Raw genomic sequence first — 26,349 nt, forward strand, 5'->3', positions numbered from 1 at the left:
CCGTGACGATGAACTTCCCCTCGCGCCTGCCGGCACTGCTGGGGATCCGCCACCCCATCGTGCAGGGCGGGATGAGCTGGGCCTCCTCCTCCGCGCCGCTCGCGCTGGCGGTGTCGCACGCCGGCGCGCTCGGGGTGATCGCCGCCGGGCCGATGAGGCCCGACGATTTGGTGGAGGCGATCCGCACGGTGAAGGCGGGCACGGACGCGCCCTTCGCGCTGAACGTCCCGCTCTACAACAAGCGCTCCGCGGAGTTCTTGGACATTGCGGAGGCGGAGCGCGTGCCGGTCATCATTGCCTCCCAGGGCGGCCCGAAGGCGCTTCCGCGCTTCAGGGCCTATGGCGCGAAGTGGCTGCACGTCGTCGCCTCGCCGCTGCACGCCCAAAAGGCCGACGCGGCGGGGGTGGACGGGCTCATCGTGGTGGGTGGTGACGCAGGCGGCCATCCGGCGCCGGACGAGGTCTCGGCCATGGTGCTCGTGCGGGCGGTTGCGAAGGCAGGCGTGAGGGCGCCCATCATCGGCGCGGGCGGCGTGGCCGATGGCGCCGGGATCGCGGCGATGTTCGCCCTGGGCGCTGAGGGCGCGCAGCTCGGCACGCGCTTCCTGATGACGCAGGAGGCGAGCGTGCACCCCGCCTACAAGGAGGCGGTGCGGCGCGCGGGACTGTCCGACACCACCCTGGTCGGCCGCGGTGGGCTGCCGGTGCGCCAGCTTCGCAACCTCTTCACCGCCGAGGTGGACGCCGCCGAGCGGGCGGGACACGCGAAGGAGGTGCTGGCCGAGCTCTACATGAGCCGCACCCTGAAGCACGCGGCGCTGGAGGGCGACGTGGAGCGCGGCAAGGTGGAGGCGGGGCAGACGGCCGGGCTCATCGACGACATCCTCCCGGCCGCCGAGGTCGTGGCCAGGCTGGTGGCCGAGGCCGAGGCGGCCCGGCTGCGCCTGGCGGGCGGCGCGGCATGAGCGGGGCGGAGGCCTTGCTGGCCGAGGAGGATCGCGGCCGCGTCCGCATCCTCCGCCTGAACCGGCCGGAAAAGCGCAATGCGCTGAACCGCCCTCTCATCGAGGCGCTGATGGCAGCGCTGGAGCGCGCCGCGGCGGAGGAGGGCGTCGCCGCCCTGGTGTTGGCCGCCAGCGGCCTGGGCTTCTGCGCCGGCGCTGACCTCGGCGAGATGAAGGCGCTGCGGGACGACTCGGGGGCGCAGGCCGCGCGGCGCGCCCTGACGCCGGCCCTGCTGGCGGCACCCTCCCGCATCGGCAAGCCGGTGGTGGCCGCCGTGCATGGCGCCGCCCTCGGGGCCGGGGCGGCGCTCGCGCTGGCCTGCGACATGGCCGTGCTAGCGGAGACAGCCACCTTCGGCTTTCCTGAGGCACGGCACGGCATGCTGCCGGCGCTGATGGCCCCGGTCCTGCTGCGCCACTTGCCGCCGCGCCGCGTCTTCGACCTTCTGGCGACTGGCCGTGACATCCCGCCCGGCGAGGCGCTCTCGCTTGGGCTCGTGGACCGGGTGGTGCCGGCGGAAAGGGTGCTGGACGAGGCATCGGCCCTCGCCGAAGCGGCGGCGCTGCTGGCGCCGCCCGCGCTCCTGCGCCTCAAGGAACTTCTCTCGGACGGAAAGGCCGACATCGCATGAGGCCCCTCGAAGGGATCACCATCCTCGACCTGTCGCGGGTGCTCGCCTGCCCCTTCGCCACGATGATCCTGGCCGAGATGGGCGCGGAGGTCATCAAGGTGGAGCAGCCCGGAAGCGGCGACGAGACCCGCGGCTTCGAGCCCTTCGCGCAGGCGAAGGACGGGGGCGAGGAGATCAGCGGCTACTACATGGCCTTCAACCGCTCCAAGCGGTCCATCACCGTGAACCTCCGCAGCGAGGAGGGGAGGGCGGTCATCCGTGACCTCGCCACGAAGGCCGACGTGCTGGTCGAGAACTTCCCGGTCGGCACGCTGAAGCGCCGTGGGCTGGCCCATGCCGATCTCGCGCCCCTCAACCCCGGGCTGATCTACGTCTCCTGCACCGGCTTCGGCCAGTCCGGCCCCTATGCGCGTCGGAAGGGCTACGACACCGTCTTCCAGGCCATGAGCGGGCTGATGAGCCTGACGGGGGAGCGCGGGGGCGGGCCGGTGAAGCCCGGCCTCCCCGTGGCCGACCTGACCTCCGGCCTTTGGGTCACCATCGCCATCCTCTCGGCGCTCCAGGGACGCACGAAGACTGGGAAGGGCGGGCATATCGACGTCTCGATGTTCGACGCGCAGGTCTCCCAGCTCACCATCGCCGCCGCCCGCTTCTTCGCCCTCGGCGAGGTTCCGCCGCGCCTCGGCACCGAACATCCCGGGCGCGTGCCTTCCGCCAGCTTCCGCTGCAGTGACGACAAGTGGCTCCACATCACCGTCTCCGACCAGCACTGGGAGCCGCTCTGCCGCGCGCTGGGGCTGGACGGGCTGCTGGCGGACTCGGAGCTGGGCACCAATTCCGGCCGCGTGGCGCGGCGAGAGGATGTGATGCGCGGCATCACCGCCGCGATGGAGAAGCTGACGCGCGCGCAGGCCTTCGCCGCGCTGGACGGGGCAGGGGTTCCGGCGGGCCCGCTCTTCTCGCTCGACGAGGTGATGGCGGACGAGCACGTCCAGGCACGCGGCCTGGTGCAGCACTTCGAGCACCCCACGCTGGGCGAGTTCCCCGGGCTGCGCCTGCCGCTGCGCTTCGACGGGTGGGAAGACCCGCGCTTCGGCCGCCCGCCGCTGCTGGGCGAACACACGGAAGAGGTGCTGCGCGAGCGCCTTGGGATGGACGCGGCGCGGGTCGCCGCCTTGCGGGAGAATGGCGCGCTGTGAGCGAAACCGCTTTGTGTGACGAGGTGCTCTGGAACCTCTCGGAGAACGGGGTCGCCACCCTCATCCTGAACCGGCCGGAGGCGCGCAACGCGCTGAACACCGGACTTGCCGAGGCCCTGCTCGCCGCCACCCGCCGCGCGGTGGTTGAGGATGCGCGGCTGGTCGTGATCCGCGCCGCGGGGCCCGTCTTCTGCGCCGGGGCCGACCTCAAGGAACGCAAGGGCATGACCGAGGACCAGGTCCGCGCCCGCCGCCTGAAGGGCTTCGCCGCCTATGACGCCATCGAGCGGCTGCCGATGCCGAGCATCGCCGTGGTGGAGGGGCAGGCGGTCGGCTCCGGTGTCGAGATCGCGGCCGCCTGCGACTTCGTCATCGCCACCCTCAGGGCGGGGTTCCGCACACCGGAGGCGCTGTGGGGCACCGTGGGCGCGACGCAGCGCCTCTCGCGCGTGCTCGGCAAGCGGCTCGCGAAAGACATGATGTTCACCGGCCGCACCCTGTCCGCCGAGGAGGCGCGGGAGGGCGGGCTGGTAACGCGCCTGGTGGAGCCAGAGGCGCTGGAGGCGCTCCTGGCCGAGATCGCCACGACCATCACAGGCGCGCCGCCCGCCGCCATGCGCCTGGCTAAGCGCTGCGTGGACGAGGGGCTGGAGCGCGATCCGCGCGGCGCCCTGGCCACCGAGTTGATGGCGATCGAGGAGAGCCTGGCCGGCGGTGAGTGGCGCAAGACGATGGGCGCCTTCGGAAAGGCGTCGTCGTGAGCGGGCTGGCGCTGGAAGGGCTCTGCCCGCTCACCGTGACCGAGACGCTGCGCCGCGCGGTGACGATCGCGCCGGAGGTGGAGGCGGTGGTCGCCACGTCCGGCCGAATCACCTTCGCGGCCCTGGAGCGAGAGGTGGCCAGGATCCGCGCCGCCCTCCTCGCCGCGGGCGTCGGGCGCGGCGAGCATGTCGGGCTGCTGATGGGCAACGGGCCGCGCTGGGTCTCGATTTTCCTCGCCCTAGGTTCGATAGGCGCCGTCACGGTGCCGGTGAACACGCGCTTCCAGGCTGAGGAGATGGCCTACGCGCTGCGCCAGTCCCGGGTGCGGCGGCTCTTCGCGGCGGATCGCTTCCTCAGGATCGACTTCGTGGCGATGCTGCGCGGCATCATCCCCGGGCTGGACAGCGCGCTGCCGGATGCCGCGCTGCCCGAGCTGCGAGAGGTCGTGGTGGTCGGCAAGGACGTGCCGGTCGGTGCGCGGTCCTGGGAGGACTTCCTGTCCGCCGGCCAGGGGCATGAGGCGCCGCCCCGCTGCGCGCCGGACGATGTGCTACTGATGCAGTACACCTCCGGCACCACCTCCTTCCCCAAGGGGGTGATGCTGACCCATCGCTCCATGTGCGCCAACGCCTTCTTCTCTGGCGGCCGCATGGGGCTGCGGATCGCCGACCGCTTTCACAGCGCACGGCCCTTCTTCCACGTGGCGGGCTCCACGCTCTCCGTCCTCTCCTGCATCCAGCACGTCACCACCCTGGTCACGATGGACCGCTTCGAACCGGCCGAGGCCCTGCGGCTGATGGAGAAGGAGCGCTGCACCCATTTCTCCGGCAACGACACCATGGCCTTGATGCTGCTGAACCACCCGGACCGGGCGCGGCGGAAGCTGGTGCTGCGCGGCGCCTGGGCGGCGGCCTCCCCCAGCATCGTCCGGCGGATCATCGAGGAGATGGGCGCGCGGGACTGCGTGGTGGGCTACGGGTTGTCCGAGGCATCGCCCAACATCGCGCAATCCTGCTGGTGGGAGCCCGAAGAGGTCCGGATCAGCGGCCACATGCGCCCGCAGCCCGGCCTGGAGATACGCATCCGCGACCTGGAGACCGGCGAGGACCTGCCGCCCGGCGGCACGGGCGAGATCCTCGTGCGCGGCTGGAACGTTATGCAGGGATACTTCGACAAGCCGAAGGAGACGGCGGAGACGCTGACCGCCGATGGCTGGCTCCTCACCGGCGATCTCGGCCGGCTGGACGAGGCGGGGCGCCTGGAATTCGCCGGCCGCGCGAAGGACCTGGTGCGCGTCGGCGGGGAGAACGTTTCCCCCGCTGAGGTGGAGGACATCCTCCACCGCCACCCCGCCATCCGTCAGGCCGTGGTGGTCGGCGTGCCCGATCCCCGGCTCATGGAGGTTCCCTGCGCCTTCGTCATCCTCAACGAGGGCCAGTCCTGCGAGCCGGAGGCGCTCATCGCCTGGAGCAAGGAGAACATGGCCGGCTTCAAGGTGCCGCGCTACGTTCAGGTTGTGGAGTCCTTCGAGAGCATCGGCATGACCGCCAGCTCCAAGATCCAGAAGAAGCAGCTTGCGAAGCACGCCATCGAGGTCCTGGGTATCAAGGTCCCGGGCTGAGCGGCAGCGGCGGGCCAGCATCCCCCCGGCGGATCGCCCGCGCCCTGGCCGGAGGGCGCGGTGCGCGTCCGGCTGGAGCGAGGAGGGGGCCTCCTCGCCATGGCATCAAGACGCTGGTTGCGCCGCCTTCAGGAAGGAGCGCAGGTTCACGCTCTCATCCGCCGCGGCCTCAGGCGTAATGCCCGCAGGCGAGGCCACGAGCTTGCGCGCCGTGAGGTGCTCACCGGGCTTGTTCACCGTGTCCACCGCGATCAGACGGCCAGCCCGGAAGTAGTAGATGCCGAAGCGGCCTGAATCCGTCCTACCGCGGATGACGTGCCGGTCATATCCCGCGACGAGGCCGGCCATCTGAAGCTTCAGCTCGTACTGGTCGGACCAGAACCAGGGCACCACCGGATGCTCCTCGGCTCGCCCGGCCACGGCCTTCCCGGCCGCGCGGCCCTGGTCCGTCGCGTTCTGGATGGATTCCAGGCGGAGCACCGCCGCTCCCTGCCGCGTCGCCGCGCAGTCGCCGGCCGCAAGCACCTCCGGCTCATTCGTACGGCCGCAGGCATCCACGATGATTGCCGTCTGGTCACAGGCCAGGCCGGACGCCACGGCCAGTTCCCCGTTCGGGATGGCGCCGGCCGCGACGAGGACGAGGTTTGCCGGGCGCGAGACATGGTCGGTGCTCTCCACCGACGTCACCCGGCCAGCCTCGCCGAGGAGGCGGGTCGCCTGCACGCCCGTGACGACCTCCACGCCCCGGCTGCGATGGGCCTCGGTGACGAAGGCCGCGAGCGGCGGGGCAGCGGCGCGGGAGAGGAGGCGGTCCGAAGCCTCAAGGACGGTGACCTGGCAGCCGGCCGTGACGAGGGTGGAGGCGACCTCCAGCCCGATATAGCCACCGCCGACCACGACGGCCCGCTCCGCCGTCCTCATGGCGGCGAGCAGCTGGCGCGCGTCGGCGAGCGAGCGCAGCGTGTAGACCCCGTCCAGATCGGCGCCGGGGAGCGAAAGGGTGCGGGCCCTGCTGCCCGTGGCGAAGGCCAGTCGATCGAAGCGGTGCTCCGTCCCATCCGCCAGCACCACCGCCCGGCCACGCCTGTCCACCGCCGTGGCAGCGGTGCCGAGATGGAGCTTGATCCGGTACTCCTCGTAGAAGCCCGCGCTCCGGAGGGGCAGGGTAGCATCGTCCACCTTGCCGGAGAGATAGCCCTTGGAAAGGGGAGGGCGCTGATAGGGCAGCTCCGCCTCGTCGCCGAGGATGGCGATCGGGCCCTCGTAGCCGCTCTCCCGCGCGCTCACCGCGATCTGCACCCCGGCGTAGGACGCGCCGAGGACGACGAGGCCGTCGCTCACGACTGCGTCTCGGGGATTTGTACCCGCAGCCCGTTCAGGTCGTCCGTCACCTCGATCTGGCAGCTCAGCCGGCTCCCCGGACGACGCTCGGCGGCGGTGTTGGAGAGCATGTCCTCCTCGTCCTCGCTCGGCGGGTCCAGCCGGTCGACCCACTCCGGGTCCACATAGACGTGGCAGGTCGCGCAGGAGAGCACGCCGCCGCACTCGGCCTCGATACCGCGGACACCGTTCTGGATGGCACCATGCATGACGGAGCGGCCCTGCGGCACCTCCACCTTGCGTTCGGATCCGTCGGTGGCGACGTAGGTCACTTCGGGCATTCCTGCTCCCTTTCACGTTCCGGTGCGTCCGAACCAGGCCTGCCGGACGCGGCTTGGCCCCTTCGGCGTCGAACCGCTCGGTGGCATCATGAGGCCCCAGGCGGGGATGGTTGGTGTCCGTTGTGCGGACATCAATCTCATGAACACTATAGGGAAGCTTTGGGGGAGCAATCAAGTTGAGTATGTCCACTAACACCGCCGAGGCCGGAGAGGGCGAAAGCGTCCGCGCCGTGCAGCGTGCCGTTGCCATCCTCAAGGCCTTCACGAGCGAGCGCCCGCGCCTCACCGTCGTGGAACTCCAGCGCTTGACCGGGATCAGCCGTCCGACCCTCTACCGGCTCCTGCAGACCCTCATCTCCAGTGGCCTGGTCCAGGCCTCGGGCGAGCCGCAGCGCTTCGGGCTGGGACCGGCCGTGATGTCCCTGGCCCATGTCTGGACCTCCGAGATCGACGTGGCGGCCATCGCCCGGCCCGTCCTGGAGCGCCTGCGCGACGTGACCGGGGAAACCGCCGCGCTATTCATCCTGAGGGGTGACAAGCGGCTCTGCATCCTTGAGATGCCGAGCCGGCAGGTCCTCAACATCACGCGCGGCGTCGGCGAGACGGAGCACATCAGCCGGGGGGCTAGCGGCAAGGCGATCCTCGCGCATGTGATGGAGGACGATGCCATGGCCCAGTCGATCTGGCGGTCGCTCCCGGCGGAGGTGAACCGCGCCAAGCTGACAGCCGACCTGCAGCGCTGCCGCGAGGAGGGGATGGCGATCAGCCTCGGCGAGGTCTTCCGCGGCGCCGTCGCCATCGCCGCCCCCTTCTTCGGCGCGGGGCAGCAGGTGGCCGGCTCGGTCGGGCTGTTCGGGCCGGAGGCGCGCATCGACCCGGCCCAGGCCCGGCATTTCGGCCAACTGGCGATCGAGGCGGCGAACGAGATCACAGTGGCACTTGGCGGGGTGCCACCGGCCCTGAAGGCCCGATAGACCCGAGCGCCTGGCCTTCACAGGACGCCTGGATCGCCGCCCGCGCCTACTCCACCTGGGCGCCACTGGCTGCCACGATGGGCGCCCAGCGAGCCAGCTCCGCGCGCATGAACTGGCCCAGCTCGTCCGGGCTGGAGCCGACCACCTCCGCGCTCATCTCTGCCAGCTGCTCGGTCATGCCGGGGGCGCGGAGCGCGGTGACTGCCGCCTCATTCAATGCCCGGATGGCCTCCGCAGGGGTTCCCGCAGGGGCGAGGAGGGCGTTCCAGGTGGCCGCGGTGAAGCCGGGCAGGCCGGCCTCCGGCGCGCTCGGTACATCCAGCAGGGCGGGCAGGCGGCTGGCCGAGGCGACGAGCAGGGGCCGGACGCCGCCGGCGCGGATCTGCGAGATGACCCCGGGCAAGGTGTCGAATACCGCCGTGATCCGCCCCGCGACGAGGTCCTGCATGGCGGGCGCGGCCCCGCGATAGGGAACGTGAACAGCCTGTCCGCCAGCCTGCCCGGCAAACATTTCCCCCATGAGGTGGCCGATGCCGCCAACGCCTTGCGACCCGTAGGTGACCGTGCCCGGCCGTGCACGGAGCGCGGCCGCGAGGTCGCCTGCCGTGCGATAGGGCTGGCCCGTGCCCACCACCACGACCCCGGGCACGGTGACGAGAAGGGAAACGGGCGCGAAGTCGCGGATGGGGTCGAATGGAAGGTTTCGGTAGAGCGCCGGGTTGATGGCGTGGGTGGAAACCGTCGCCATCAGCATCGTGTAGCCGTCCGGCCTTGCCTTCGCGACGAGGTCCGATCCGACGCTGCCGCCGGCACCGCCCCGGTTGTCCACCACCACCGGCTGGCCAAGACGTTCCCCCATGCGGGAGGCGACAAGCCGCGCGACGATGTCGGTGCCGCCACCCGCCGCGAAGGGGACGACCAGCCGCACGGGATGGTCCGGGAACTCGGCCCTGGCATGGGCAGCCGGAAGCGACAGGCCCATCAAGGCGGCACAGGCCAGCAGCAGTCGTCGGGAAGAGCGGCGGCACATGGTCGTGGTCTCCTTCATCGCCTCAGCGGGATGAAGTTGACATTATCAACTATCAGGCTGCCCGGACAATGGCGTTGATTTCAGACTTGGACCCGCCACCAATGCGATGGCTGCCGGCGATAGCGGCTGACGAGACGGCGATGGAGCCAGGCAGGGTGCCGCCCGGCCCCACACGCATCACTCTGGCTGGAACCCTGCGGCGTGCAGGATCTCGGTATTCCGCTTGACGTCCGCCTCGATGAAGGCAGCGAACTCCGCCGGGGTCTCCGTCACCGGCTCGTTCCCCAGCGCCGCCAGCCGCTCCACGACGGTGGGGTCCCTCATGCCGGCGTTCAGCGCCTCGTTCACGCGCTGTACGATCTCCGCCGGCAGGCCGCGCGGTCCCCAGACGCCGTACCAGGAGGCGAATTCCAGGCCCGGCATGCCGCTCTCGGCCGCGGTGGGAATCTCGGGGGCAATTGGGCTCCGGTGCGCGCTCGTCACGGCCAGCGCCTTCAGGCGTCCATCCCGCACATGCGGCAGGGCTGCGCTCATCGGGTCGATCATCAGCTGCACCTGGCCGGCGATGAGGTCAGTCAGCGCGGGGCCCGATCCGCGATAGGGCACGACGAGAAGGTCCAGCCCGGCCCGGCGATTGAAGTCGAGCACGGCGAGATGGTTCGCGGCGCCGAAGGCGGAGAGCCCGAAGGAGAAGTTCGACGGCTTGGCCCAAAGGGCCGGCAGCATCTCGGCGATGGTCCGGCCGGGAACCGAGGGGTTTGCCAGCACCAGGAGCGGGCCCTCGCCGAGCCGCGCGATCGGCGTGAAATCGCCCACCGGATCGTAGGGCACGTTCCGGAGCACTTGGCGCCCCATGACATGCACGCTCGGCGCGGCGAGCAAGGTGTAACCATCGGGCGCGGCCGCCCGGACCGCCTCGGCGCCGACGGATCCGCTCGCGCCCGAGCGGTTCTCCACAACCGTGGTCACGCCCAGTCGCTCGCCCAGCTTTTGGGCCGCGAGCCGCCCCATGATGTCGGCCGGGCCGCCGGGCGGATAGGGAACAACAACCCGGATCGTGCGCTGCGGCCAGGGCTCGGCCGCCTGGGCCGAGAGAGGCAGGATCAACCCGAGGGCAAGCGCCAACCGGCGCATCATCGTTCGTCTGGTCGCTTCCATTGCTTCCTCGCTGTGCTCACCTGCCGAACTCCGGAGCCGGCCTGCCGGGAGCTACCGCGAGAAGCGTCCCGGAGAACCGGAATCCAGCGGTCGATCCACCTGCTGGCAGGCATCCGGTCTGTCCGTTAAGCGGACAGCGTTCCGCTTTGCAGAAAAAGCCAAGCCGTGGATACAGTCAACCATCAAGAAGTGCGCCACCCGCACTTGGATGCGGAGTGCCAATCGCCCTGTGACACGCCCGGCCGTCACACCCGTCAGCGTGGCCGGCGCAGCCCTACTTTCCTGCGGGCGAGGAGCCGAACGGGAGGGCCAGTAACAACTCGGCCCCGCCGCGCGGATGACCGCGCGGCGGGGCCGGACGAGTTCGGCGCGGCACCCTCGCTGTGGTGAACGAAGGCCCCTGGAGAAGCGAGCCTCCGTCAGGTGTTACTGCGAGACGGTCTCGACGACCTGCTCCGCGTGGCAGAGCTCCTCCTCGCCCTCCATGGAGGGGTCACTCGGAGAGGAGACGTAGCGGACCATCACCCACATGCCGTCCTCCATGTTCTCCACCACCTCGCATAGGCTGCCGTTCTTGAGGCGGATGGTGTCGCCCGGCTTCAGGTCGAAGATGTTCACCATGTCGGTTACCCTCTATTCGCCGGCCCGGTCAGAAGAAGACCGTCAGATTCTTCGCAAGCAGGACGTTCTGGTCGAGGATAATCTCGCGCTTCGCAACCTGCCAGCTATCCCCGTGCCGGCGGAGCACGTCCGTGCGCTTCCCGACGAGGGTGTAGGTCTCGTGCTCGACCCGGTTCTGATAAACGAGGAAGCGGCTCTTCACCGTCACTTCCTTTGCCTCCTCGGGGGAGGGATTGGCCTGGAGAAGCTGGACGTTGGTGATCATGTGGCAGATGCGCGAGAGCGGCTCCTCGGCGTAGTGCACGCCGGTCAGGATCTGCTCCACCCGCTTGGTCAGCGTCCACTTGTCCTCGTCGAACCAGCTGATGCCCGAACCGAGCTTCGTGTTCTCACGCTCGGCGTGCTGGCCGAACTTCACGTTGCGGCGCATTGGCATGAAATAGACGATGTCCTCCGCGAGAAGGTCCAGCCACTCCTCGAAGCGCCGCTCGTCCAGCAGGTCGACCTCGGCGTAGAGGAACTCCTCGACTTCCTGCTTCAGCTCGTACCAAGCCAAGCTCCGCTTGGGGCGGCTGGCCGCCATTACCTCGCTCATGCGCTTCCGCTCCCTCTGCTCAAGCCCGCGGCTTCTGTGGAATGGGCCCGCCCTGGTGGGCGAAGCAGCCCACGTCGATCACCGTCCCCGAGATCGCGGTTGCGTCCTCCGAGAGGAGGAAGGCGACCGCCCGGGCGAGATCCTCGCCGGTCGCAACACGCCCGGCGGCCGTGCCGGGCGCGCCGCGGCCGAAGCTGCTCTCGTCCCCGCACACGCGACCGAGGCTCATCCCGCTCACGATGCCACCACCACCCGGGATTACCGTGTTCACCCGGACCTTGTCGTGGAAGTGGTCGTAGGCGAGCGCCATGGTGAGGGTGTGGACCGCACCCTTGCTGGCCGCGTAGGCGGCCATGTTGGGCTTGCCGTAGCCGGCGCCGGAGCCGACGTTTACGATGGATCCGCTACCCTGCCGGATCATGTGCGGCAGCACCGCGCGGGCGCAGAGGTAAGGCCCCTTCACGTTCACCGCCATTATCCGGTCCCACAGGGCCTCGTCCGTGTCCAGCACGGTGCCCAGCGGGCCGATAGCGGCGTTATTCACCAGCGCATCGATCCGGCCGAAGCGCTGCACTGCCACGTCTACGACGCGCTGCACCTCTTCCGCCCGCGTGACGTCGGCCTCGAGCACCTCGGCGTCGTGGCCGCGTCGCGCCAGCTCCTCCCGGAGCCCGGGAATGGCGTTCTCCGCCACGCTGGAGACCTGCCGGGCCTCCACGCCGAAGGCCACCACCTTGTGCCCGCGCCCGGCGAGCTCGAGGGTGATGGACCGGCCGATCCCGAAGGTCCCGCCGGTCACGATGACAACCATGGCGGCGCCTACTCGGCCGCGGCGGCGTGCTGGACGCCGTCGCGGCCCAGGATGATGTCCCAGTCGCTGTCGTTCAGGTAGCGGCTCCAGGCCCGGTAGTAGCCACGAGCCATCTCCTCCGTCATCTGCGTGCTGACGTTGCCCGGCACGAGGTCGTTCATCTTCGAGGTATTCATGGACTGCTGGTAGTTGAACGGGTAGCGCCGCGCGATCGTGCCCATGCTGGCCCGTGTCGCGTAGAGCCAGTTCTCCATGTCGTCCTGCTCGGTCATGCCGGCCGGGCCAGAATAGCGCATGTAGTAGTGGCGCAGGTATTCCTTCACCTGGGCCGGTGCGTCGGCGTCCACCAGGAAGAAGCGCCAGGCCTCCGTCTCCGTCGGGCTATGCGGGTGCCAGGAGCAGAGGCCGCGCGGCTGGCGGCCGTGATAGGAGGTGTTGGGGAAGATCGTGCCCGTGAAGGGAAGCAGGCGCGCCTGCTCGCCCAGGCGGCGCTTCCGCTCCTCGAAGCAGTGGCGGAAATACTCCTCAATCTCGGGGTCGCTGAGGAAGGAGTTCACATACTCGTTCCCCTCGGGCGCGATGGCGCTGTGCACGCCGTGGCCCTGCATGAAGCTGACCCAGATGTGCTTCGCCTTGGCCAGCTCGTCGTCGCGGCGGCCCTTCACGCCAGCGGCGGCGCTAGGGCCGATGCCGATCAGGTCCACCGATCGGTGGCTGGGATTGTGGTAGGTGTCGCCGAGGAAGTTCTCGGCGGCGAGCTTCCAGTTGGCGGGAATGATCCACTTGTGGACGCCGATGACCTCGGAGCCGCCCTCGCGCCCGTCCCGGCAGTCCAGCGCCTGATCGATATGCTGCTTGGCATCGCCGAGATAGGTGAAGAAGTCCGGCGCCTGCGCGTCCCAGGAGGCCCAAACCGTGCCCTTGTACTTCACCAGCCGCGGCACCTCGATCAGCGAGTGCTCGGAGCGGTCCAGCACGCCGTCGTAGAGCGACTTGTAGAGCGGGACGCCCTGCAGCTTGCCGTCCGTGGCGTAGGTCCAGCTGTGGTAGGGACAGGTGAAGAGCGAGGTGTTGCCCTGCTCATAGCGGCAGACCTTCATGCCGCGGTGGCGGCAGGAGTTCAGGAAGACGTGGACCTCGCCCTTCTTGTCGCGGCAGAGGATGACGGACTCCTCGCCCATCCGCGAGGTGAAGAAGTCGCCGGGGTTCGGGATCTGGCTCTCATGCCCGACGAAGAGCCAGGCGCGGGTGAAGAGCTTCTCCAGCTCGAGCTGATAGACCTTCGGGTCCACGAAGATGTCGCGGCTGATGAAGCCGCGCTGGCTGTCGACCCACTGGTTGGAGGCGGCGTCACTCATCCCTGTCTCTCCCTTTCCCCGCTGGCTTCCGCCGGGTCGGAATCTCTCCCCGGTGCCGGGGCGGCGCGACGGCGGGCGGCCGCGCTGTCCGTTCAAACTGTGTCCGACAGACGGACATCGTTCTCGTAAAAAGTGGATTAAGACAACCGGTCCAGGACTGTCAAGAACCTTGCTCCCTAGCGGAACGCCACGCCTCAGTGCTCCGTCACGAGGAACTGGTCGTGGAACTCGCCCCGGGAGACCTTCACGGGAATGCCCTCCCGCACGTTCACCGCGTCTGGTCCGAGCATCTCGGAGCCTGACCTGCGGTCGGGCGCGGCCAGGCCGTCGAGCTGGTCGGCGAATTCACGAGCCTTGTCGGCGGAGAGGAGCCACTCCAGCGGCGCGTCCTCCCCGGGCCGGCGCATCCCCATTTGCTTCACTGCGGGGCGAATGACGATCCGGGTGCTGGCATCGGACTGGGCGAAGTCGAACTCGTCGAAGGACTTGTCGCAGGGCGCGGCGGCGAAGAGCCGGAGCGCGGCGGCCAGGCGACGCAGGTCCTCGGCATCGCCGAGCATGAGGACCATCGGGTTGTAGTCACTGGGCAGATAGCTGTAGCGCAGCATGGGATCCTCGCTTGCTGGGATGTCAGGGCTGAAGGGCGGCCCCGTCCGTGCTCTTACGGCGGTGATCGTCGATGGATGGCAGGCGCGTCGGGCAAAGCCGCCACCCGGCATTCAGCCGGGCGCGCCTATCCCGCTCCCGGCCCGGTACGCTCGTCAGGAACATGCGCGCGCGGCGGGCAGTGCCTGCGCGCCCCTCCGCGCCCGCTGGGTATCCGGCGGATCACGCCGGCATGCCCGGCGCGCTAGCGATCCATCTGGATGTTGGCCGCTTTGGCGACGCCCCGCCACAGTTCGATCTCGTGCGCGATGGTGGCGCGGAAGGCCTCCGGCGTGGATGCCGCAGGATCGAGAACGAGCTTTGACAGTCGTTCCTTGACGTCCGGCGCCTGAAGGGCTTCCGCCACCGCGGTGTTCAGGCGGCGCACCACCTCGGGCGGTGTGCGGGCCGGGGCGAGCATGCCGGTCCACAGGACGGCCTCCACGTCGGGCAGGCCCAGCTCCTTCATCGTCGGAACTTCAGGCAGTGCGGCGATCCTGTTCGGTGAGGTGACCGCCAGGGCACGGACCTGCCCGCCCGAGAGGCCTGCCACGGCCGGGGCAGTGTCGACCATGGTCATCGTGATCTCGTCGCGGATGAGGGCGGTGACGCAGTCGGCCGATCCCCGGTAGGTGATGTGCTGGAACCGGGTTCCGGCGCGCTGGTTGAACAGCTCGGTCGCGAGTTGGAAGCTCGTCGCCGGTGTGCCGTAGTTGGCCTTGCTTGGATTGGCCTTCGCGAAATCGATGAGGTCCGCCAGGCTGCGATAAGCGGAGCCCGTGGAGACGAGCAACACCAGTGGGAAGGTGACCAAGTTCGTGACCGGGACGAAGTCGGCCAGGGAGTCGTAGCTCAGCCGCTCCGAGGTCGCGGGGTTGAACACGATTGGGCCGCTGGCACCGATGAGCAGCGTGTAGCCATCCGGCCGGGCGCGAGCGACGGCCTCGGTGCCGACGATCGCCTGGGCGCCGGGCCGGTTCTCCACCACGAAGGGCTGGCTGAGCGTCTCGCTGAGTTTCTGGGATAGGATGCGGCCGACGAGATCGTTGGTGCCGCCGGGCGCATAAGGGACAATGACCCGGACCGGGCGGTCCGGATACTCAGGGCCCTGGGCGCGTCCCGGCATGGGCGCCAGGGTCGCCCCAGCCACGCAGCCCAGCAACTCCCGACGACCTAGTCCCATGCCGATATCTCCCTTGCACGATCGGCATCCCTGTCCGGGCTTGGTTGACCGCCGACCGATCTACGGTGCGGACGCTAGGTTCATATGTTGACTTGGTCAACCGAAACGCGGCTTGATGGAGTCTCAAACGAGGCGTCCAAGGTCTCGAAACGGGCGGATTTAGTCCCTTGACGGACGGCAAGAGCAGGGCGAGACACGATTATAATGAGAACGCAGGCTGTTGTCCGGACATGAGGGAACATGCCGGAACCCAGCACTGCCGCTGGGGAGATGGACGATGCAGGCCAGGTTCTGGAGCTTGCCGGGCGGCGTCCGTGCGCTCCGCCTTTCCGATGGGGCGGAGGAGGGCTGGGCGGTCGGCGCCGTTCCCGCTGACGAGCCGGTCAGCCCAACTATCGACCTCGCCGCCCCGTCTATGTCCATCGCGCTGGACCCGGCTGTTCCAACGACCGCCGGCGCCGGCCTCTTCGCCACGGCTGCGCTCGACCTCGCCGCGCGGGAGAGGGGAGTCTCGGCCGCCGTCCTGCTCGGCGCCGCGCCGCCGTCCGCCGTGCGGGGCATTCCCATCGGGGCACCCCCTGCGCCGCGCGATGCCCATGCGTTGCGGGAGGCGCTGCTGAACCCCGGGACCATCATCCTGTCCGCCGATCCGGGGTCGCTCGGCCCCAGCGGCCTCCGCCGCCTCGCCGCCGCGGCGCGGGTCTTCAACGTCGAAGTTGCCCTGCGTCCCGCCATCGACGCCCCCTTTGCATGGGCCCTGCTGCTGCACCTGCGCTCCATGCATCCCTGGCTTGGCCGGACGGCTCCGGACGGGGCAGGGGCCTTCACCGCGCCGCCGGGCCCTGGCTTTGGGCCCCCACCGGACCCCCGGGCGCTGGACGCCATAGCGCTGCACCGCCAGGAACTCGACGCATGAGCGGGGCGGCGACGGTTCGCACGGTCCGGCTGCGCCGTGTGCAGCTCCAGCTCGGGATGGTCTACGTCTCCTCGATGTACGTCATGGCGACGACGGAGCGGACGGTGATCGAGGTCACACTCGCGGATGGCACGGTGGGGCTGGGCGAGACGCTCGGCTACCCCGACTGCTATGACGCCACCACCCGTCTCGCCCCCTCGCTGGTCGGACGGGACGCGATGGACCGCGCGGGCTTCCGCCGGAGCTTCGCGCGCTCGGTCTTCGACAACCGGCAGGGGCGGATCGGCTGGTCGGCCTTCGCCGGGCTGGAGCTGGCGCTCTGGGATGCCGCAGGGAAGCGGCTCGGCCTGCCGCTGCGCGCCTTGATGGGCGCGCCGGGACCGGTGCCGCCCGTGCCGCTCTGCTGCCCGCTGCCCGCCGTCGCGCTGGCCCAGCCCGCTAGCCGCGCCGAGATCGCCGCAGGGTACCGCGACCTGTCCCGCACGGCCGCGCTGGGCGAACTGGCGGCCGAACTCTCCGCGAGGCACGGCTTCCGCGCCTTCAAGTACAAGTCTGCGGCCTCGAGCGCGGACTGGGATGTGGCGGCTATGGGCGCGCTGCGCGAGGCGCTGGGGCCCGAAGCCGCCATCCGCATTGACCCCAATGCCGGTTGGCCCACCGCCGCCGCCGTCCGGCTGGCGGAGCGGCTGCGGCCCCACACGCCCGAATGGCTGGAGGATCCCTGTGACGACCGGGAGGGGCTGGCGCGCCTGCGTGGCGCCACCGGCATGACGGTCGCCACCAACATGGCGGTGATCCAGCCCGACCACATCCCCGCCGCCCTTCGCCTGCCAGGGGCCGATGTCTGGCTCGGCGACGTGTTCATGTGGGGCGGCATCGAGGGCTGGCGCGACATGGCCGCGGCCGCCGCGCTGTTCGGCGTGGAGGTGGCTCTGCACTCACTTTTTGAAACCGGAATCGCCACCGCCGCGAACCTGCACCTGGCGGCCGCCCATCCCGCGGTGAGGCGAGCGACCGATTGCGGCGCCGCCTGGCTCTCCTCCGACGTGGTGACGGGGCTCGGCCCTATCAGGGACGGCGCCATGGCCGTGCCGGATGGCCCAGGACTCGGCGTGGCACTCGACGAGGCCGCGACGGCCGCCGTGACCACCGAGGAACGAAGGATCACCTGAGCCGGGTGGCGGGCGAGGGAAGGAGAGGGGAGGCAACGCTGCATCCTTAGTTGACATCGTCCACAAAATATATCAGCATTTTTGGAACCGCCGTCCGTCTGACGAACATGATAGTGCGCGGCGGTGGGAAGGAACGCCCAGATGGATCGCGAGCAAGCTCCGGAACCCGGTCCGGGCTCCGCTGGGAATGCCGCCGCGCCCGCCGCCCCCAGTGCCGCGGAGGTATTCCTTGCCGCCATCGCCGAGCACGGCATGGACAAGTCTACTGCGGCGCCGACCGGAGGAACCCGCGCCTCCCGGACCCCGTCCTGGTGACGCATGAGAACACGGCCGTGACGATGGCGCACGGCTACTTCCTGGCCACGGGGCGGGCGCAGGCGGTGATGGTGCATGTTAGCGTGGGGACGGCCAACATGATCAACGCCATCGCCGACGCCAGCCGCGACAACGTGGCGGTGCTGCTCTGCGCAGGCAGATCCCCTATCACCGAACTTGGTGCCGTCGAGACCCGCAACCGGCACATCCACTGGGCGCAGGAAATGTTCGACCAGGCCGGCATGCTGCGGGAATGGGTGAAGTGGGACTATGAACTGCGCAACCCGTCCCAGATCTCGGATGTCGTGGACCGCGCCTTCGAGGTGATGGATGCCGCGCCCTGTCGCCCCGTCTATCTCACCCTGCCGGGGGAGCCACTGGCGACGCGCGTATCGGAGGGCGTGGCCGTGAATGCGCGCCGCAATCCGCCAAGCACGCCGCATCCCGACCCGGCCGATATCGAGACGCTGGCAGGCTGGCTCGCCGACGCGTCCAGTCCGCTGATCGTGACGGCGGGCACGGGCCGAACCGCCGACGACGTCGCCGCCCTCGCCACCTTCGCGGAGCGCTTCGCGGTTCCGGTCGTTACCTACAATCCGCGCCAGCTCTGCCTGCCGACCGACCATCCCATGCATGCGGGCTTCGATCCCGCGACGCTGGTCCCGAAGGCCGACCTGACCCTGGCGATCGAGTCCGACGTCCCCTGGACCCCCCAGCCTCGTGAAGCCGGCGCCCGAGGCGCGGATCGTCCATGTCGGCGAGGATCCGGCATGGCAGCGCTATCCCATGCGGAGCTGCCCAAGCGACCTCTCGATCACCGCCGATGCGACGGCCACGCTGACGCGCCTCCTCCGTGCGGCGGAGGGATCGATTGCGGAGAGCGACGTCGCAGCCCGGCGCGCCGCGCTGGCCGGGAGCAAGGCCACGCGCTTGGCCGCCCTCGCGGCGAAGGCCCGGCCGAATGGCCGCGTGATCACGCCAGAATACCTCAGCCACGCCATCGGCGAGGCCCTCGCCGACACGACGATCGTCAACGAATATCCCCTATGCCTGGACCACTGCCCCCGCACGCGCCCCGGCAGCTACTTCCAGCTCGGCTCCGCCGGTGGCCTCGGCTGGAGCCTCGGAGCCGCGCTCGGTATCGAGCTGGCGGATCCCGGGCGGCTGGTTGTCTGCACGATCGGGGACGGCGCCTACATCTTCGCCAATCCCTCCGCGAGCCACTGGACCGCGCAGGTACACGGCCTCCCCGTGCTCACCATCGTCTTCAACAACGAGCGCTACGGCGCCGTGCGCGGCGCGACGATGTCGATGTACGCCAAGGGGGCCGCCGGGGCCGATGACAGCCGCTTCCTCGCCGACCTCGCCTCCGGAACCTGCTGGGACAAGGTCGTGCAGGCCCATGGCGGCTACGGCGAGCGGGTGGAGGACGCGGCGGAGCTTTCGGGCGCCCTGGCCCGCGCCCGGCGCGCCGTTGAGGAAGGGCGGCAGGCCCTGCTCGACGTCATCTGCCCCTACTGACGCCCGCGCGGAGCCAGCTTTATAGTTGACAATATCAACGATAGGCGTGCAGATGGCGCTGGGCACCTTCGCGAAACAGGGGGACGGGAACATGCAACGTCGCTGCGGCGTTACCGGCCGGGGAACCGCCTCATGCTAACCGGTCCTCCCGACTGCTTCTCCCCTTACGACGAGGCCGGCCAGCCGCAGGTCCCGATCTCCGGCTATCCCAACACGGTCCGGCGCCACCCCTCCTCACTGCCCCTGTTCCGCCGTCCGGTAACCCGGACGGAGCTGACCGGCCCGCTCGACCTCACCCCCAAGCTCCAGCCCGGCGACAGCAACCTCGCCGTCTCGCCGGACGGCAGGCACGCGCTTGGGCAGCTCATCCACATCTCCGGCCGCGTGCTCGACGAGGACCGACGGCCGGTTCGCAACGCCGTTGTGGAAATCTGGCAGGCCAATGCTGCCGGCCGCTACTTCAACCCGTTGGACCAGCGCGACGCGCCGCTGGACCCGAACTTCATCGGCAACGGCCGCGCGCTGACGGACGGGAACGGCGACTACGCCTTCTTCACGATCCGCCCTGGGGCCTACCCAGTCCCGAACTCCGGCCGCTGGTGGCGCCCGCCGCACGTTCATTTTTCCATCCTCGGTCCTGGCAGCCTCTCTCGCCTCGTCACGCAGATGTACTTCCCGGGCGATCCGCTGAACGTCCATGACCGCCTGCTGAACTCGCTTCCCGACCTGGCCGCCCGCGAGCGCCTCGTGGCGCGCGAGGTCTCCACGGAGGAGGTGGACGGCGAGTGGCTCGCCTACCGGCATCGCCTCGTCCTGCGCGGCCGCCACGCCACCCCGCCGCTGCCGTGAGCGCCGCGATGAGCACCAACGAGCCTCTGCCGCCCACGGGCTGGCACACTATCGGCCCCTTTTTCCCGCGCACCTTCTTCAAGGCGGGCGACAACGACCTGACGCGCCTCGCGCCCGAGGCCGCGCCGACAGCGCGGGGCGAGCGCATTATCCTGCACGGGCGGGTGCTGGAGGAGGGCGGCGGTCCCTGCGTCAACGCGGTGCTGGAAGCTTGGCAGGCCGACGCGGGCGGCCGCTTCCGCCACCCGCTCGATCCCCACCACGCGGAAGCGGACCCGGACTTCCTGGGCTGGGGCCGCGCCTGGACCGACGCGGACGGCCGCTACGAATTCCACACGATCATGCCCGCTGGCTACGCCGACGCGGCCGGGCCACGAGCACCGCACGTGAACCTGTCGGTCTTGGCATCGGGCATCATGCGCCGCCTCGTCACCACGGTGTTCTTCCCCGCCTTCGAAGCGGCGAACACCCGGGATCCGATCCTGCTCGCCCTACCGCGGGACGGGCTGCGGCGCCGCCTCGTCGCGGCGGAGGACGGCACCGCGGGCGGCATCCGGCGCTTCCGCTTCGACCTCGTCCTGCACGGCTTGCCAGAGGAGGAAACTCCCTTTTTCGTGGACTGAGCTCCTTCTCCCGAGGAACGAAAATGGCTCGAACAAGCCAAGCGTAGAGACAAGAAAGGAAACCGTCCGAGATGAAAAGACGTGAGGCCGGAGTGGCACTCGCCACGCTGATCCTGGCAGCACGGGCCCAGGCGCAGGGCAACCGCAGCCCCGGGCAGATGATCATCCCATTCGCGGCAGGCGCCTCAGCAGATGGGGTCGCACGCCTAGTCGCCGCGGGTCTCGGGCCCCGGCTGGATAGGAACTTCGTCGCGGACAACCGGCCCGGCGCCGGCGGTACGCTGGGCCTATCGGTCCTGGCCCGCTCCCCGGCGGACGGCAGCGTGCTCGGCACGGGCGCGACAGGGGCCGTCGTCATCAACCCGCATACCCCCGACGGGCAGTCCTTCGATCCCCTGCGCCAGCTCGCGCCGATCGCCCGCATCGCGGACATCCCGTTGGTCATCGTCGCCGGCAGCAACACGGGCCTGAAGACGCTGCAGGACGTGATCGCGCGCTCCAAATCCGACCCGGCAGGCCTGAGCTATGGCACCACCGGCACCAACAGCGCGCAGCATCTGGCGGTGGTGACGCTGGCGCAGGCGACGGGGGCGAATCTCATCCACATCCCCTATCGCGGCAGCGCGCCGGCGGTCACAGATGTTCTCGCCGGCACGCTGCCGCTAGCGAGCGTGGACCTCACCTCGGCCCAGGCCCATATCCAGGCAGGCAGCGTGGTCCCGATCGCGGTGACAGGCCCGCAGCGCTCGAAGCTCGCCCCCTCCATCCCGACCGTCACGGAGGCGGGGCTGCCCGGCTATGCCGTCACGGCCTGGATGGGCCTCTTCGGGCCAGCGGGGCTGCCCGACGCGGTGCGCGAGGGGATTTCCCGCGCCGCCTCGGCGGTCGTCGCCGAGCCGGAGACCGAGCGTGCGCTTCTCGGGCTCTCGGCCGAGCCTTCCTTCCTGGATGATGGCGCTTTCGCCCGCTTCCTGGCGGATGAGTCCGCGCGCTGGAAGCAGGTGCTGGGCACCATGGGCAAGGTGGAGTGAGCCCGGTCACCGCTCCCTCGGCCACGAGGCCGGACGAGGCTACCGCGGCGCTCCAGGCCCGGCTGACAGCGGCGGGCATCACTCCATCGCTTCTCGTCACCGACGCGGACATCCTAGAGCCGCACTTGCGTGACTGGCGCGGGTGGCACCGGGGCGAGGGGCTCGCGCTCGCCCGCCCCCGGACCGTGGCGGAGGTGCAGGCCGTCCTGCGCGCCTGCCATGACCTGCGCCTGCCTGTCGTGCCGCAAGGCGGCAACTCCAGCATGTGCGGCGCCAGCGTTCCCGCGTCGGGGCGCCCCTCGGCGGTGGTGTTGAGCCTCTCTGCCCTGGACCGTATCCGGCACGTGGACGCTTCGGGATGGAACCTCGTCGCCGAGGCCGGTTGTACCTTGGGCGCCGTGCAGGCGGCCGCCCGCGGGGTCAGGCGACACTTCGGCCTGGACCTCGGCGCCCGGGACACGGCCCGCATCGGCGGGCTTGTCTCAACCAACGCCGGAGGGATGGGCGTGCTGCGCTATGGCACGATGCGCGATCAGGTGCTGGGGCTGGAGGTGGTGCTGGCCGACGGTACGCTCTGGAGTGGGCTCCGCGCCCTGCGGAAGGACAATTCGGGTCTCGACCTGAAGCAGCTCTTCATCGGCACGGAGGGGACGCATGGTGTTGTCACCGCGGCCTGCCTGCGGCTCCACCCCCCGGAGACGCATGTCGCGAGCCTGTTGCTTGCCCTTCCGGACCTCGCCTCGGCGAACCGGGTGGCGGAGATCGCGCTGCGCCTGGGTGGGCGTGCCCTGAGCGCTATGGAGTTGGTGCCTGGCATGGGGCTCGCCCTTGCGGCCCAGGTACTGGGCGGTCCCCTCCCAGTGCCGGGGAATCACGCCTGGAACGTGCTGCTGCACCTCGCGGGCGAGGAGCAGGTGGAGCCGCTCGCGGAGGCCATCGCTTCGGGCACGATAGAACAGGGCGCGGCGGTGGACGGGGTGCTCGCTCAGTCAGGTGCCCAGGAGGCCCGCCTCTGGGCCCTTCGCGACGCCTTCTCCGAAGCTCACCGGCTGCTCGGCCTCTCGTTCCGCTTCGACCTCGCCGTACCGGTGGGGAAAATCACGGACCTTGCTGAAATGCTTATGCCTCCGGTTCTGGGCCTCGCGCCCGGCGCCCGCTTCTTCGTCTTCGGTCACCTCGGTGACGGCAACCTGCACGTTTCCATCGCCCAGCCCGAGAGGGCTGATGCCGCCACCTTCGCCACGCTGCGTCCGGCGATTGAGAAGGTGGTTCACGAGATGGTCTGGCAGATGGGAGGCACCATCAGTGCGGAGCACGGCATCGGGCAACTGCATCGCGAGGAGCTCGCGCTGCAGAAGCCGCCCGAGGAACTGGCCTTGATGCGTGCGGTGAAGGGCATGCTGGATCCCAAGGGGATCCTGAATCCCGGCCAGCTCCTGCCAGATTGAGGGCCCTTGAGAAGGATATGCGGATGACGATGACCGGTGGCCAAGCCCTGGCGCACCAATTGGTGTTGGAGGGCGTAACAGACATCTTCGGCATCCCCGGAGTCCAGCTCGACTGGGCGGTCGACGGGCTACGGCAAGTCGCCGACCAGATCCGCTTCACCGTGCCTCGGCACGAGCAGACCACCTCCTACATGGCCGACGGCTATGCGCGCGCCAGCGGCCGCTTCGGGACCTGCATGGTCGTGCCGGGTCCCGGCATGCTGAATGCCATGGCAGGCCTTTCTACGGCTTACGCGTGTAACTCGCCCGTGCTCTGCATCGCCGGCAACATCTACGGCCCGGCGGTAGGCAGGAACCTCGGCTTGCTGCACGAGATCAAGGACCAGACGGGCGTGCTCGCCTCCGTCACCAAGTGGCAGGGCACCGCCGCCACCCCGGCCGGGGTCCCGGGCCTCGTGCGGGAGGCGGTCCGCCAGCTCCGTACTGGGCGCCCAGCGCCCGTGGGGATCGAGATCGCGCATGACGTGCTGAGCGCGAGCGGGGAGGTCGACCTGATCACCCCCAACACCGAGGACCTGCGTCAGAAGCCGGACACCGCTGCGGTTGAGCGGGCGGCCGCGATCCTGAACGGCGCACGCTTCCCCGTGATCTTCGTCGGCGGCGGCGCGCTCGCTGGCGCGGCACCGGAGGCCCTTCGAACGTTCGCCGAGCGCCTGCAGGCGCCGGTGGTGATGGGCGAGAACGGCCGCGGCGCCCTTTCGGACCGCCACCCGCTCGCACTCAACGCCCTCGGCGGACGGGCCGTCTTTCCCCATGCGGACGTGGTGCTCGTCGTCGGCAGCCGCTTTGTGGACACGGCGGTCGGCAGCCCGGCCTGGCCGTCCGATGCAGTGCGCTACGTCTACCTCAACATCGACGCCGCCGCCTGGGCACCGCCGCGCCAAGCCGAGGTGGCGATCGAGGCGGACGCGGCGCTCGGCCTAAAGGCACTAGAGGCCGCCATTTCCCGCCGCCCCGCCCGCGGCGACGACCTGGACCGCGTACGCGTCTGGGCGGCCGCGCAATCCGACGCGATCCGGCCGCAGCGCGACTTTGTGCGGGCCATCCGGAACGTACTTCCCGACGACGGCATCCTCGTCAACGAGTTGACACAGGTCGGCTACTATGCCCGTTTCGCCTACCCGGTGTACCGGCCTGGAACGTTCATCGGCCCTGGCTACCAGGGTACGCTCGGCTATGGCTTCCCCACGTCGCTGGGCGTGGCCGCCGGCGCGGGCAAGCGGCCGGTCGTCAGCATCACCGGAGACGGCGGCTTCGGTTGGGGCATGCAGGAACTGGCGACGGCGCGGAAATACGACTTGCGTGTTGCGACCGTCGTCTTCAACGACGGGCACTTCGGGAACGTCCACCGCATGCAGGAGGACCAGTTTGGCGCGGCCTTTGGCACCGGCCTGAGAAATCCGGATTTCGGTAAGCTCGCCGATGCCTTCGAGGTGCCCTACCGCCGTGCCGACGACGGAGAGGCGCTGGAGCGGACCCTACGCGAGGCACTCGATGCGGGCGGGCCGACGCTGATCGAGGCACAAGTGGGCGGGATGCCCAGCCCCTGGCACCTGATGCGGCTCCGCAATCCCCCCTTCGTCAAGGCACAGCCCGCGCCGCCTAACCCGCTCGGCGAGCCGCCGGCAAGGAACGCGGCCGGGTAGTGAGGGGCATGGCCTCCTTGCATCCGCCCGCTTGATCAGCTCGATCTTGGCCCTGTCCCGATAGGTCGAGTGATCGCGCAGGCACCAGGCGGCCGCTCGCCAAACCGGGACTCAAGGATAGCCGGTAGGAGGGCCGCCTTTGAGGCGGCCTCAGCCTTGCTTGCTGCGGCCGGCCGACCATCGGTCGCGCAGGGCCATCATCACGGTCAGCAGCATGAAGCCGACGGCGGCGCCGAAGATCCAGCGCGGTTGCCCGTGATCGAGGATCCAGCCAAATAGAAGCGGCCCGATGGCGCCCCCGACATTGAAGCCGGTGGAGACGATTCCGAAGGCCCGGCCGGACCCTCCAGGCGGCGCGGCCGCCTGCACCATCATGTCCCGGGACGGGGCGATGACACCGGACAGAAACCCCGCGGCGCCGAAACCAAGCATCAGCGCCACCGCCCCAAGGTCCGCGACGGCGACGATCAGAGTCAGCAGCGCCGTCAACGCGAAGGCTGCGGCCGCAACGTCGCCATGCCGCCTCGTCCGGTCCGCCAGGAAGCCGCCGGCCAGGACCCCGACGGCGCTGAGCATGAGGAAAGCTGTCAGTGCTGCATTGGCCTGGGTGAGGGTCACTCCGTAGCCGCTGACCAGGGCAGCAACCGAAAAGTTTTGGATGGCCCCGTTGGAAAAGCTGAGCAGGGCAAAGAACACGGTCAGGGAGATGATGGCAGGCGTGAAGACTGTGCCGTCCGTCGAGCCCTGGCCGCCAGTTGATCGCCCTTGAGCATCGGCTTGGACTTGGGCCGCCGGCACGCGCATCGGCAGGATGAAGGCTACCAGCAGCACGCCTGCGAGGCCGATAACGCCAAGCGCCAAGCCAGGCCCAGCCAGGAGGGCAATGCCGATCAGGACCGAAGGAGCGATGGCGGTGCCGAGATAGCCCGCGAAGGTATGTAGGGAGAAGGCCCGGCCCATTTGCGCTTTGGGAATGCCGGCTGAGAGAAGGGCGTAGTCCGCCGGATGGAAGGCACCATTGGCGAGCCCTGCCAACGCCGACCCGACCAGCAGCCAAGCATAAGTCCCGACCAGCCCAATGGACAGCAGGGCCAGCCCTCCGAGGCCCAGGCCGGCCGCCAGCACGCGCCGGGCTCCGACCCGATCCACCAGGAAGCCGATGGGCGCCTGGACCACTGCCGAGACGACGTTGAAGACCGTCAGGGCCAAGCCGAGTTCGACGAAGCCGACCTGCAACTCATCGCGAAGGAAAGGGAAAAGCGGCGGGAGAGCAAGGATGTAGACGTGACTTATGAGATGGGCCAGCGAGACGATCAATAGGAGACGGGTCGCTTCCGTCGGCCGTCCACTGCTTGGATGCGGATGCACATCTCCAACTGGCGTCCCCAAATGGGCCTGACTCAATGACACTGACCTTTCCCCCTTATTTGTTGCCGGCCTCCGTTCGAACGGGTCTGGGCGCGACATCCATGCGTCCCGCAGCCCGCGTGCCGGTGGGCCGATTCAACCCGAAG

The 26,349-nt window shown here is 69.7% G+C and carries 26 protein-coding genes and 1 pseudogene; 16 read left to right on the forward strand and 11 right to left on the reverse strand.

The features are described 5' to 3' along the window. Nucleotides 1–2: 2 nt before the first annotated feature. Genes D9599_RS25690 through D9599_RS25710 form a run of 5 tightly spaced genes read left to right on the forward strand, consistent with a single transcriptional unit; the run spans nucleotide 3 to nucleotide 5,218 of the window. Nucleotides 3–965: a nitronate monooxygenase family protein gene (locus D9599_RS25690; RefSeq protein WP_309228716.1), complete on the forward strand. Its 963-nt coding sequence runs from the start codon at nucleotides 3–5 to the stop codon at nucleotides 963–965. Next, entirely contained in the window at nucleotides 962–1,636 is a 675-nt protein-coding gene (locus tag D9599_RS25695) for an enoyl-CoA hydratase/isomerase family protein (RefSeq protein ID WP_198384152.1), read from the forward strand. The genes D9599_RS25690 and D9599_RS25695 overlap by 4 nt, the downstream gene beginning before the upstream one ends. Then, on the forward strand, nucleotides 1,633–2,835 hold the full coding sequence (locus D9599_RS25700; RefSeq protein ID WP_198384153.1) for a CaiB/BaiF CoA-transferase family protein: 1,203 nt from the start codon (nucleotides 1,633–1,635) through the stop codon (nucleotides 2,833–2,835). The genes D9599_RS25695 and D9599_RS25700 overlap by 4 nt, the downstream gene beginning before the upstream one ends. After that, on the forward strand, nucleotides 2,832–3,596 hold the full coding sequence (locus D9599_RS25705; protein WP_309228715.1) for an enoyl-CoA hydratase/isomerase family protein: 765 nt from the start codon (nucleotides 2,832–2,834) through the stop codon (nucleotides 3,594–3,596). The genes D9599_RS25700 and D9599_RS25705 overlap by 4 nt, the downstream gene beginning before the upstream one ends. Beyond that, a complete protein-coding gene (locus tag D9599_RS25710) occupies nucleotides 3,593–5,218 on the forward strand; it encodes an AMP-binding protein (protein ID WP_198384154.1) in 1,626 nt (541 codons plus the stop codon). Before D9599_RS25705 ends, D9599_RS25710 begins: the two co-directional genes overlap by 4 nt. Nucleotides 5,219–5,323: 105 nt before the next feature. On the opposite strand, the gene D9599_RS25715 is transcribed toward D9599_RS25710, so the two are convergent. Then, nucleotides 5,324–6,559 (reverse strand): FAD-dependent oxidoreductase, encoded by a 1,236-nt coding sequence (locus D9599_RS25715; RefSeq protein WP_198384155.1) that lies wholly within the window; start codon nucleotides 6,557–6,559, stop codon nucleotides 5,324–5,326. Beyond that, nucleotides 6,556–6,879, reverse strand: coding sequence for a 2Fe-2S iron-sulfur cluster-binding protein (locus D9599_RS25720; protein ID WP_198384156.1), 324 nt, complete (start codon nucleotides 6,877–6,879; stop codon nucleotides 6,556–6,558). Before D9599_RS25720 ends, D9599_RS25715 begins: the two co-directional genes overlap by 4 nt. A 182-nt stretch (nucleotides 6,880–7,061) precedes the next feature. On the opposite strand from D9599_RS25720, the gene D9599_RS25725 reads away from it, so the two are divergent. Then, entirely contained in the window at nucleotides 7,062–7,853 is a 792-nt protein-coding gene (locus D9599_RS25725; RefSeq protein ID WP_232480918.1) for an IclR family transcriptional regulator, read from the forward strand. A 46-nt stretch (nucleotides 7,854–7,899) separates the two neighbouring features. Here D9599_RS25725 and D9599_RS25730 read toward each other — a convergent pair whose 3' ends face one another. The 8 genes from D9599_RS25730 to D9599_RS25765 all read right to left on the reverse strand — a co-directional run bounded on the left by D9599_RS25730 (nucleotide 7,900) and on the right by D9599_RS25765 (nucleotide 15,254). Beyond that, entirely contained in the window at nucleotides 7,900–8,883 is a 984-nt protein-coding gene (locus D9599_RS25730) for a tripartite tricarboxylate transporter substrate binding protein (RefSeq protein WP_198384158.1), read from the reverse strand. 177 nt (nucleotides 8,884–9,060) lie between these two features. Then, entirely contained in the window at nucleotides 9,061–10,017 is a 957-nt protein-coding gene (locus D9599_RS25735; protein ID WP_232480919.1) for a tripartite tricarboxylate transporter substrate binding protein, read from the reverse strand. A 450-nt stretch (nucleotides 10,018–10,467) separates the two neighbouring features. Further along, entirely contained in the window at nucleotides 10,468–10,662 is a 195-nt protein-coding gene (locus D9599_RS25740) for a hypothetical protein (protein ID WP_198384160.1), read from the reverse strand. Between the two features lie 28 nt (nucleotides 10,663–10,690). Further along, nucleotides 10,691–11,257: a 3-phenylpropionate/cinnamic acid dioxygenase subunit beta gene (locus D9599_RS25745; RefSeq protein WP_198384161.1), complete on the reverse strand. Its 567-nt coding sequence runs from the start codon at nucleotides 11,255–11,257 to the stop codon at nucleotides 10,691–10,693. 19 nt (nucleotides 11,258–11,276) lie between these two features. Continuing rightward, the gene (locus tag D9599_RS25750; RefSeq protein WP_198384162.1) at nucleotides 11,277–12,068 is read right to left on the reverse strand and encodes an SDR family NAD(P)-dependent oxidoreductase; all 792 of its coding nucleotides are present in this window, start codon (nucleotides 12,066–12,068) and stop codon (nucleotides 11,277–11,279) included. A gap of 8 nt (nucleotides 12,069–12,076) precedes the next feature. Continuing rightward, complete coding sequence (locus tag D9599_RS25755) at nucleotides 12,077–13,426, reverse strand: aromatic ring-hydroxylating dioxygenase subunit alpha (protein ID WP_198384163.1); 1,350 nt, start codon at nucleotides 13,424–13,426, stop codon at nucleotides 12,077–12,079. Nucleotides 13,427–13,620: 194 nt separating this feature from the next. After that, on the reverse strand, nucleotides 13,621–14,034 hold the full coding sequence (locus tag D9599_RS25760) for a hypothetical protein (protein ID WP_198384164.1): 414 nt from the start codon (nucleotides 14,032–14,034) through the stop codon (nucleotides 13,621–13,623). A gap of 242 nt (nucleotides 14,035–14,276) precedes the next feature. Continuing rightward, on the reverse strand, nucleotides 14,277–15,254 hold the full coding sequence (locus tag D9599_RS25765) for a tripartite tricarboxylate transporter substrate binding protein (RefSeq protein WP_198384165.1): 978 nt from the start codon (nucleotides 15,252–15,254) through the stop codon (nucleotides 14,277–14,279). A 277-nt stretch (nucleotides 15,255–15,531) separates the two neighbouring features. On the opposite strand from D9599_RS25765, the gene D9599_RS25770 reads away from it, so the two are divergent. The 10 genes and pseudogenes from D9599_RS25770 (at nucleotide 15,532) to D9599_RS25815 (ending at nucleotide 24,835) form a co-directional block, all read left to right on the forward strand. Then, nucleotides 15,532–16,170, forward strand: coding sequence for a hypothetical protein (locus D9599_RS25770; protein ID WP_198384166.1), 639 nt, complete (start codon nucleotides 15,532–15,534; stop codon nucleotides 16,168–16,170). Further along, nucleotides 16,167–17,342: a mandelate racemase/muconate lactonizing enzyme family protein gene (locus D9599_RS25775; protein WP_198384167.1), complete on the forward strand. Its 1,176-nt coding sequence runs from the start codon at nucleotides 16,167–16,169 to the stop codon at nucleotides 17,340–17,342. The genes D9599_RS25770 and D9599_RS25775 overlap by 4 nt, the downstream gene beginning before the upstream one ends. A gap of 141 nt (nucleotides 17,343–17,483) precedes the next feature. After that, nucleotides 17,484–17,657 (forward strand): hypothetical protein, encoded by a 174-nt coding sequence (locus tag D9599_RS25780; RefSeq protein WP_198384168.1) that lies wholly within the window; start codon nucleotides 17,484–17,486, stop codon nucleotides 17,655–17,657. A gap of 23 nt (nucleotides 17,658–17,680) precedes the next feature. Continuing rightward, nucleotides 17,681–18,331 (forward strand): annotated as a pseudogene (locus D9599_RS32515) (thiamine pyrophosphate-binding protein); the annotation flags it as partial. Between the two features lie 46 nt (nucleotides 18,332–18,377). After that, nucleotides 18,378–19,178, forward strand: coding sequence for a thiamine pyrophosphate-dependent enzyme (locus D9599_RS25790; RefSeq protein ID WP_198384169.1), 801 nt, complete (start codon nucleotides 18,378–18,380; stop codon nucleotides 19,176–19,178). A 132-nt stretch (nucleotides 19,179–19,310) separates the two neighbouring features. After that, complete coding sequence (locus D9599_RS25795; RefSeq protein ID WP_198384170.1) at nucleotides 19,311–20,027, forward strand: protocatechuate 3,4-dioxygenase subunit beta; 717 nt, start codon at nucleotides 19,311–19,313, stop codon at nucleotides 20,025–20,027. An 8-nt stretch (nucleotides 20,028–20,035) separates the two neighbouring features. Continuing rightward, entirely contained in the window at nucleotides 20,036–20,650 is a 615-nt protein-coding gene (gene pcaG / locus D9599_RS25800; RefSeq protein ID WP_198384171.1) for a protocatechuate 3,4-dioxygenase subunit alpha, read from the forward strand. 71 nt (nucleotides 20,651–20,721) lie between these two features. Then, complete coding sequence (locus tag D9599_RS25805) at nucleotides 20,722–21,681, forward strand: tripartite tricarboxylate transporter substrate binding protein (RefSeq protein WP_198384172.1); 960 nt, start codon at nucleotides 20,722–20,724, stop codon at nucleotides 21,679–21,681. Then, nucleotides 21,678–23,129: an FAD-binding oxidoreductase gene (locus D9599_RS25810; protein WP_198384173.1), complete on the forward strand. Its 1,452-nt coding sequence runs from the start codon at nucleotides 21,678–21,680 to the stop codon at nucleotides 23,127–23,129. Before D9599_RS25805 ends, D9599_RS25810 begins: the two co-directional genes overlap by 4 nt. A gap of 23 nt (nucleotides 23,130–23,152) precedes the next feature. Next, on the forward strand, nucleotides 23,153–24,835 hold the full coding sequence (locus D9599_RS25815) for a thiamine pyrophosphate-dependent enzyme (protein WP_198384174.1): 1,683 nt from the start codon (nucleotides 23,153–23,155) through the stop codon (nucleotides 24,833–24,835). 150 nt (nucleotides 24,836–24,985) lie between these two features. Here the strand turns inward: D9599_RS25815 and D9599_RS25820 are convergent, their stop codons facing one another. Further along, entirely contained in the window at nucleotides 24,986–26,152 is a 1,167-nt protein-coding gene (locus D9599_RS25820) for an MFS transporter (protein WP_198384175.1), read from the reverse strand. Nucleotides 26,153–26,349 lie beyond the last annotated feature (197 nt).

Source organism: Roseomonas sp. KE2513 (assembly GCF_016107305.1).
GTDB lineage: Bacteria > Pseudomonadota > Alphaproteobacteria > Acetobacterales > Acetobacteraceae > Roseomonas.

Bases quoted from the DNA above. Each gene is read 5' to 3' on its own strand.
- D9599_RS25755 (WP_198384163.1), bottom strand. From the start codon at position 13,426: ATGAGTGACGCCGCCTCCAACCAGTGGGTCGACAGCCAGCGCGGCTTC.
- D9599_RS25700 (WP_198384153.1), top strand. From the start codon at position 1,633: ATGAGGCCCCTCGAAGGGATCACCATCCTCGACCTGTCGCGGGTGCTC.
- D9599_RS25725 (WP_232480918.1), top strand. From the start codon at position 7,062: ATGTCCACTAACACCGCCGAGGCCGGAGAGGGCGAAAGCGTCCGCGCC.
- D9599_RS25805 (WP_198384172.1), top strand. From the start codon at position 20,722: ATGAAAAGACGTGAGGCCGGAGTGGCACTCGCCACGCTGATCCTGGCA.
- D9599_RS25750 (WP_198384162.1), bottom strand. From the start codon at position 12,068: ATGGTTGTCATCGTGACCGGCGGGACCTTCGGGATCGGCCGGTCCATC.
- D9599_RS25770 (WP_198384166.1), top strand. From the start codon at position 15,532: ATGCAGGCCAGGTTCTGGAGCTTGCCGGGCGGCGTCCGTGCGCTCCGC.
- D9599_RS25695 (WP_198384152.1), top strand. From the start codon at position 962: ATGAGCGGGGCGGAGGCCTTGCTGGCCGAGGAGGATCGCGGCCGCGTC.
- D9599_RS25760 (WP_198384164.1), bottom strand. From the start codon at position 14,034: ATGCTGCGCTACAGCTATCTGCCCAGTGACTACAACCCGATGGTCCTC.
- D9599_RS25795 (WP_198384170.1), top strand. From the start codon at position 19,311: ATGCTAACCGGTCCTCCCGACTGCTTCTCCCCTTACGACGAGGCCGGC.
- D9599_RS25740 (WP_198384160.1), bottom strand. From the start codon at position 10,662: ATGGTGAACATCTTCGACCTGAAGCCGGGCGACACCATCCGCCTCAAG.
- pcaG (WP_198384171.1), top strand. From the start codon at position 20,036: ATGAGCACCAACGAGCCTCTGCCGCCCACGGGCTGGCACACTATCGGC.
- D9599_RS25765 (WP_198384165.1), bottom strand. From the start codon at position 15,254: ATGGGACTAGGTCGTCGGGAGTTGCTGGGCTGCGTGGCTGGGGCGACC.
- D9599_RS25720 (WP_198384156.1), bottom strand. From the start codon at position 6,879: ATGCCCGAAGTGACCTACGTCGCCACCGACGGATCCGAACGCAAGGTG.
- D9599_RS25730 (WP_198384158.1), bottom strand. From the start codon at position 8,883: ATGTGCCGCCGCTCTTCCCGACGACTGCTGCTGGCCTGTGCCGCCTTG.
- D9599_RS25815 (WP_198384174.1), top strand. From the start codon at position 23,153: ATGACGATGACCGGTGGCCAAGCCCTGGCGCACCAATTGGTGTTGGAG.
- D9599_RS25735 (WP_232480919.1), bottom strand. From the start codon at position 10,017: ATGCGCCGGTTGGCGCTTGCCCTCGGGTTGATCCTGCCTCTCTCGGCC.
- D9599_RS25780 (WP_198384168.1), top strand. From the start codon at position 17,484: ATGGATCGCGAGCAAGCTCCGGAACCCGGTCCGGGCTCCGCTGGGAAT.
- D9599_RS25775 (WP_198384167.1), top strand. From the start codon at position 16,167: ATGAGCGGGGCGGCGACGGTTCGCACGGTCCGGCTGCGCCGTGTGCAG.
- D9599_RS25745 (WP_198384161.1), bottom strand. From the start codon at position 11,257: ATGAGCGAGGTAATGGCGGCCAGCCGCCCCAAGCGGAGCTTGGCTTGG.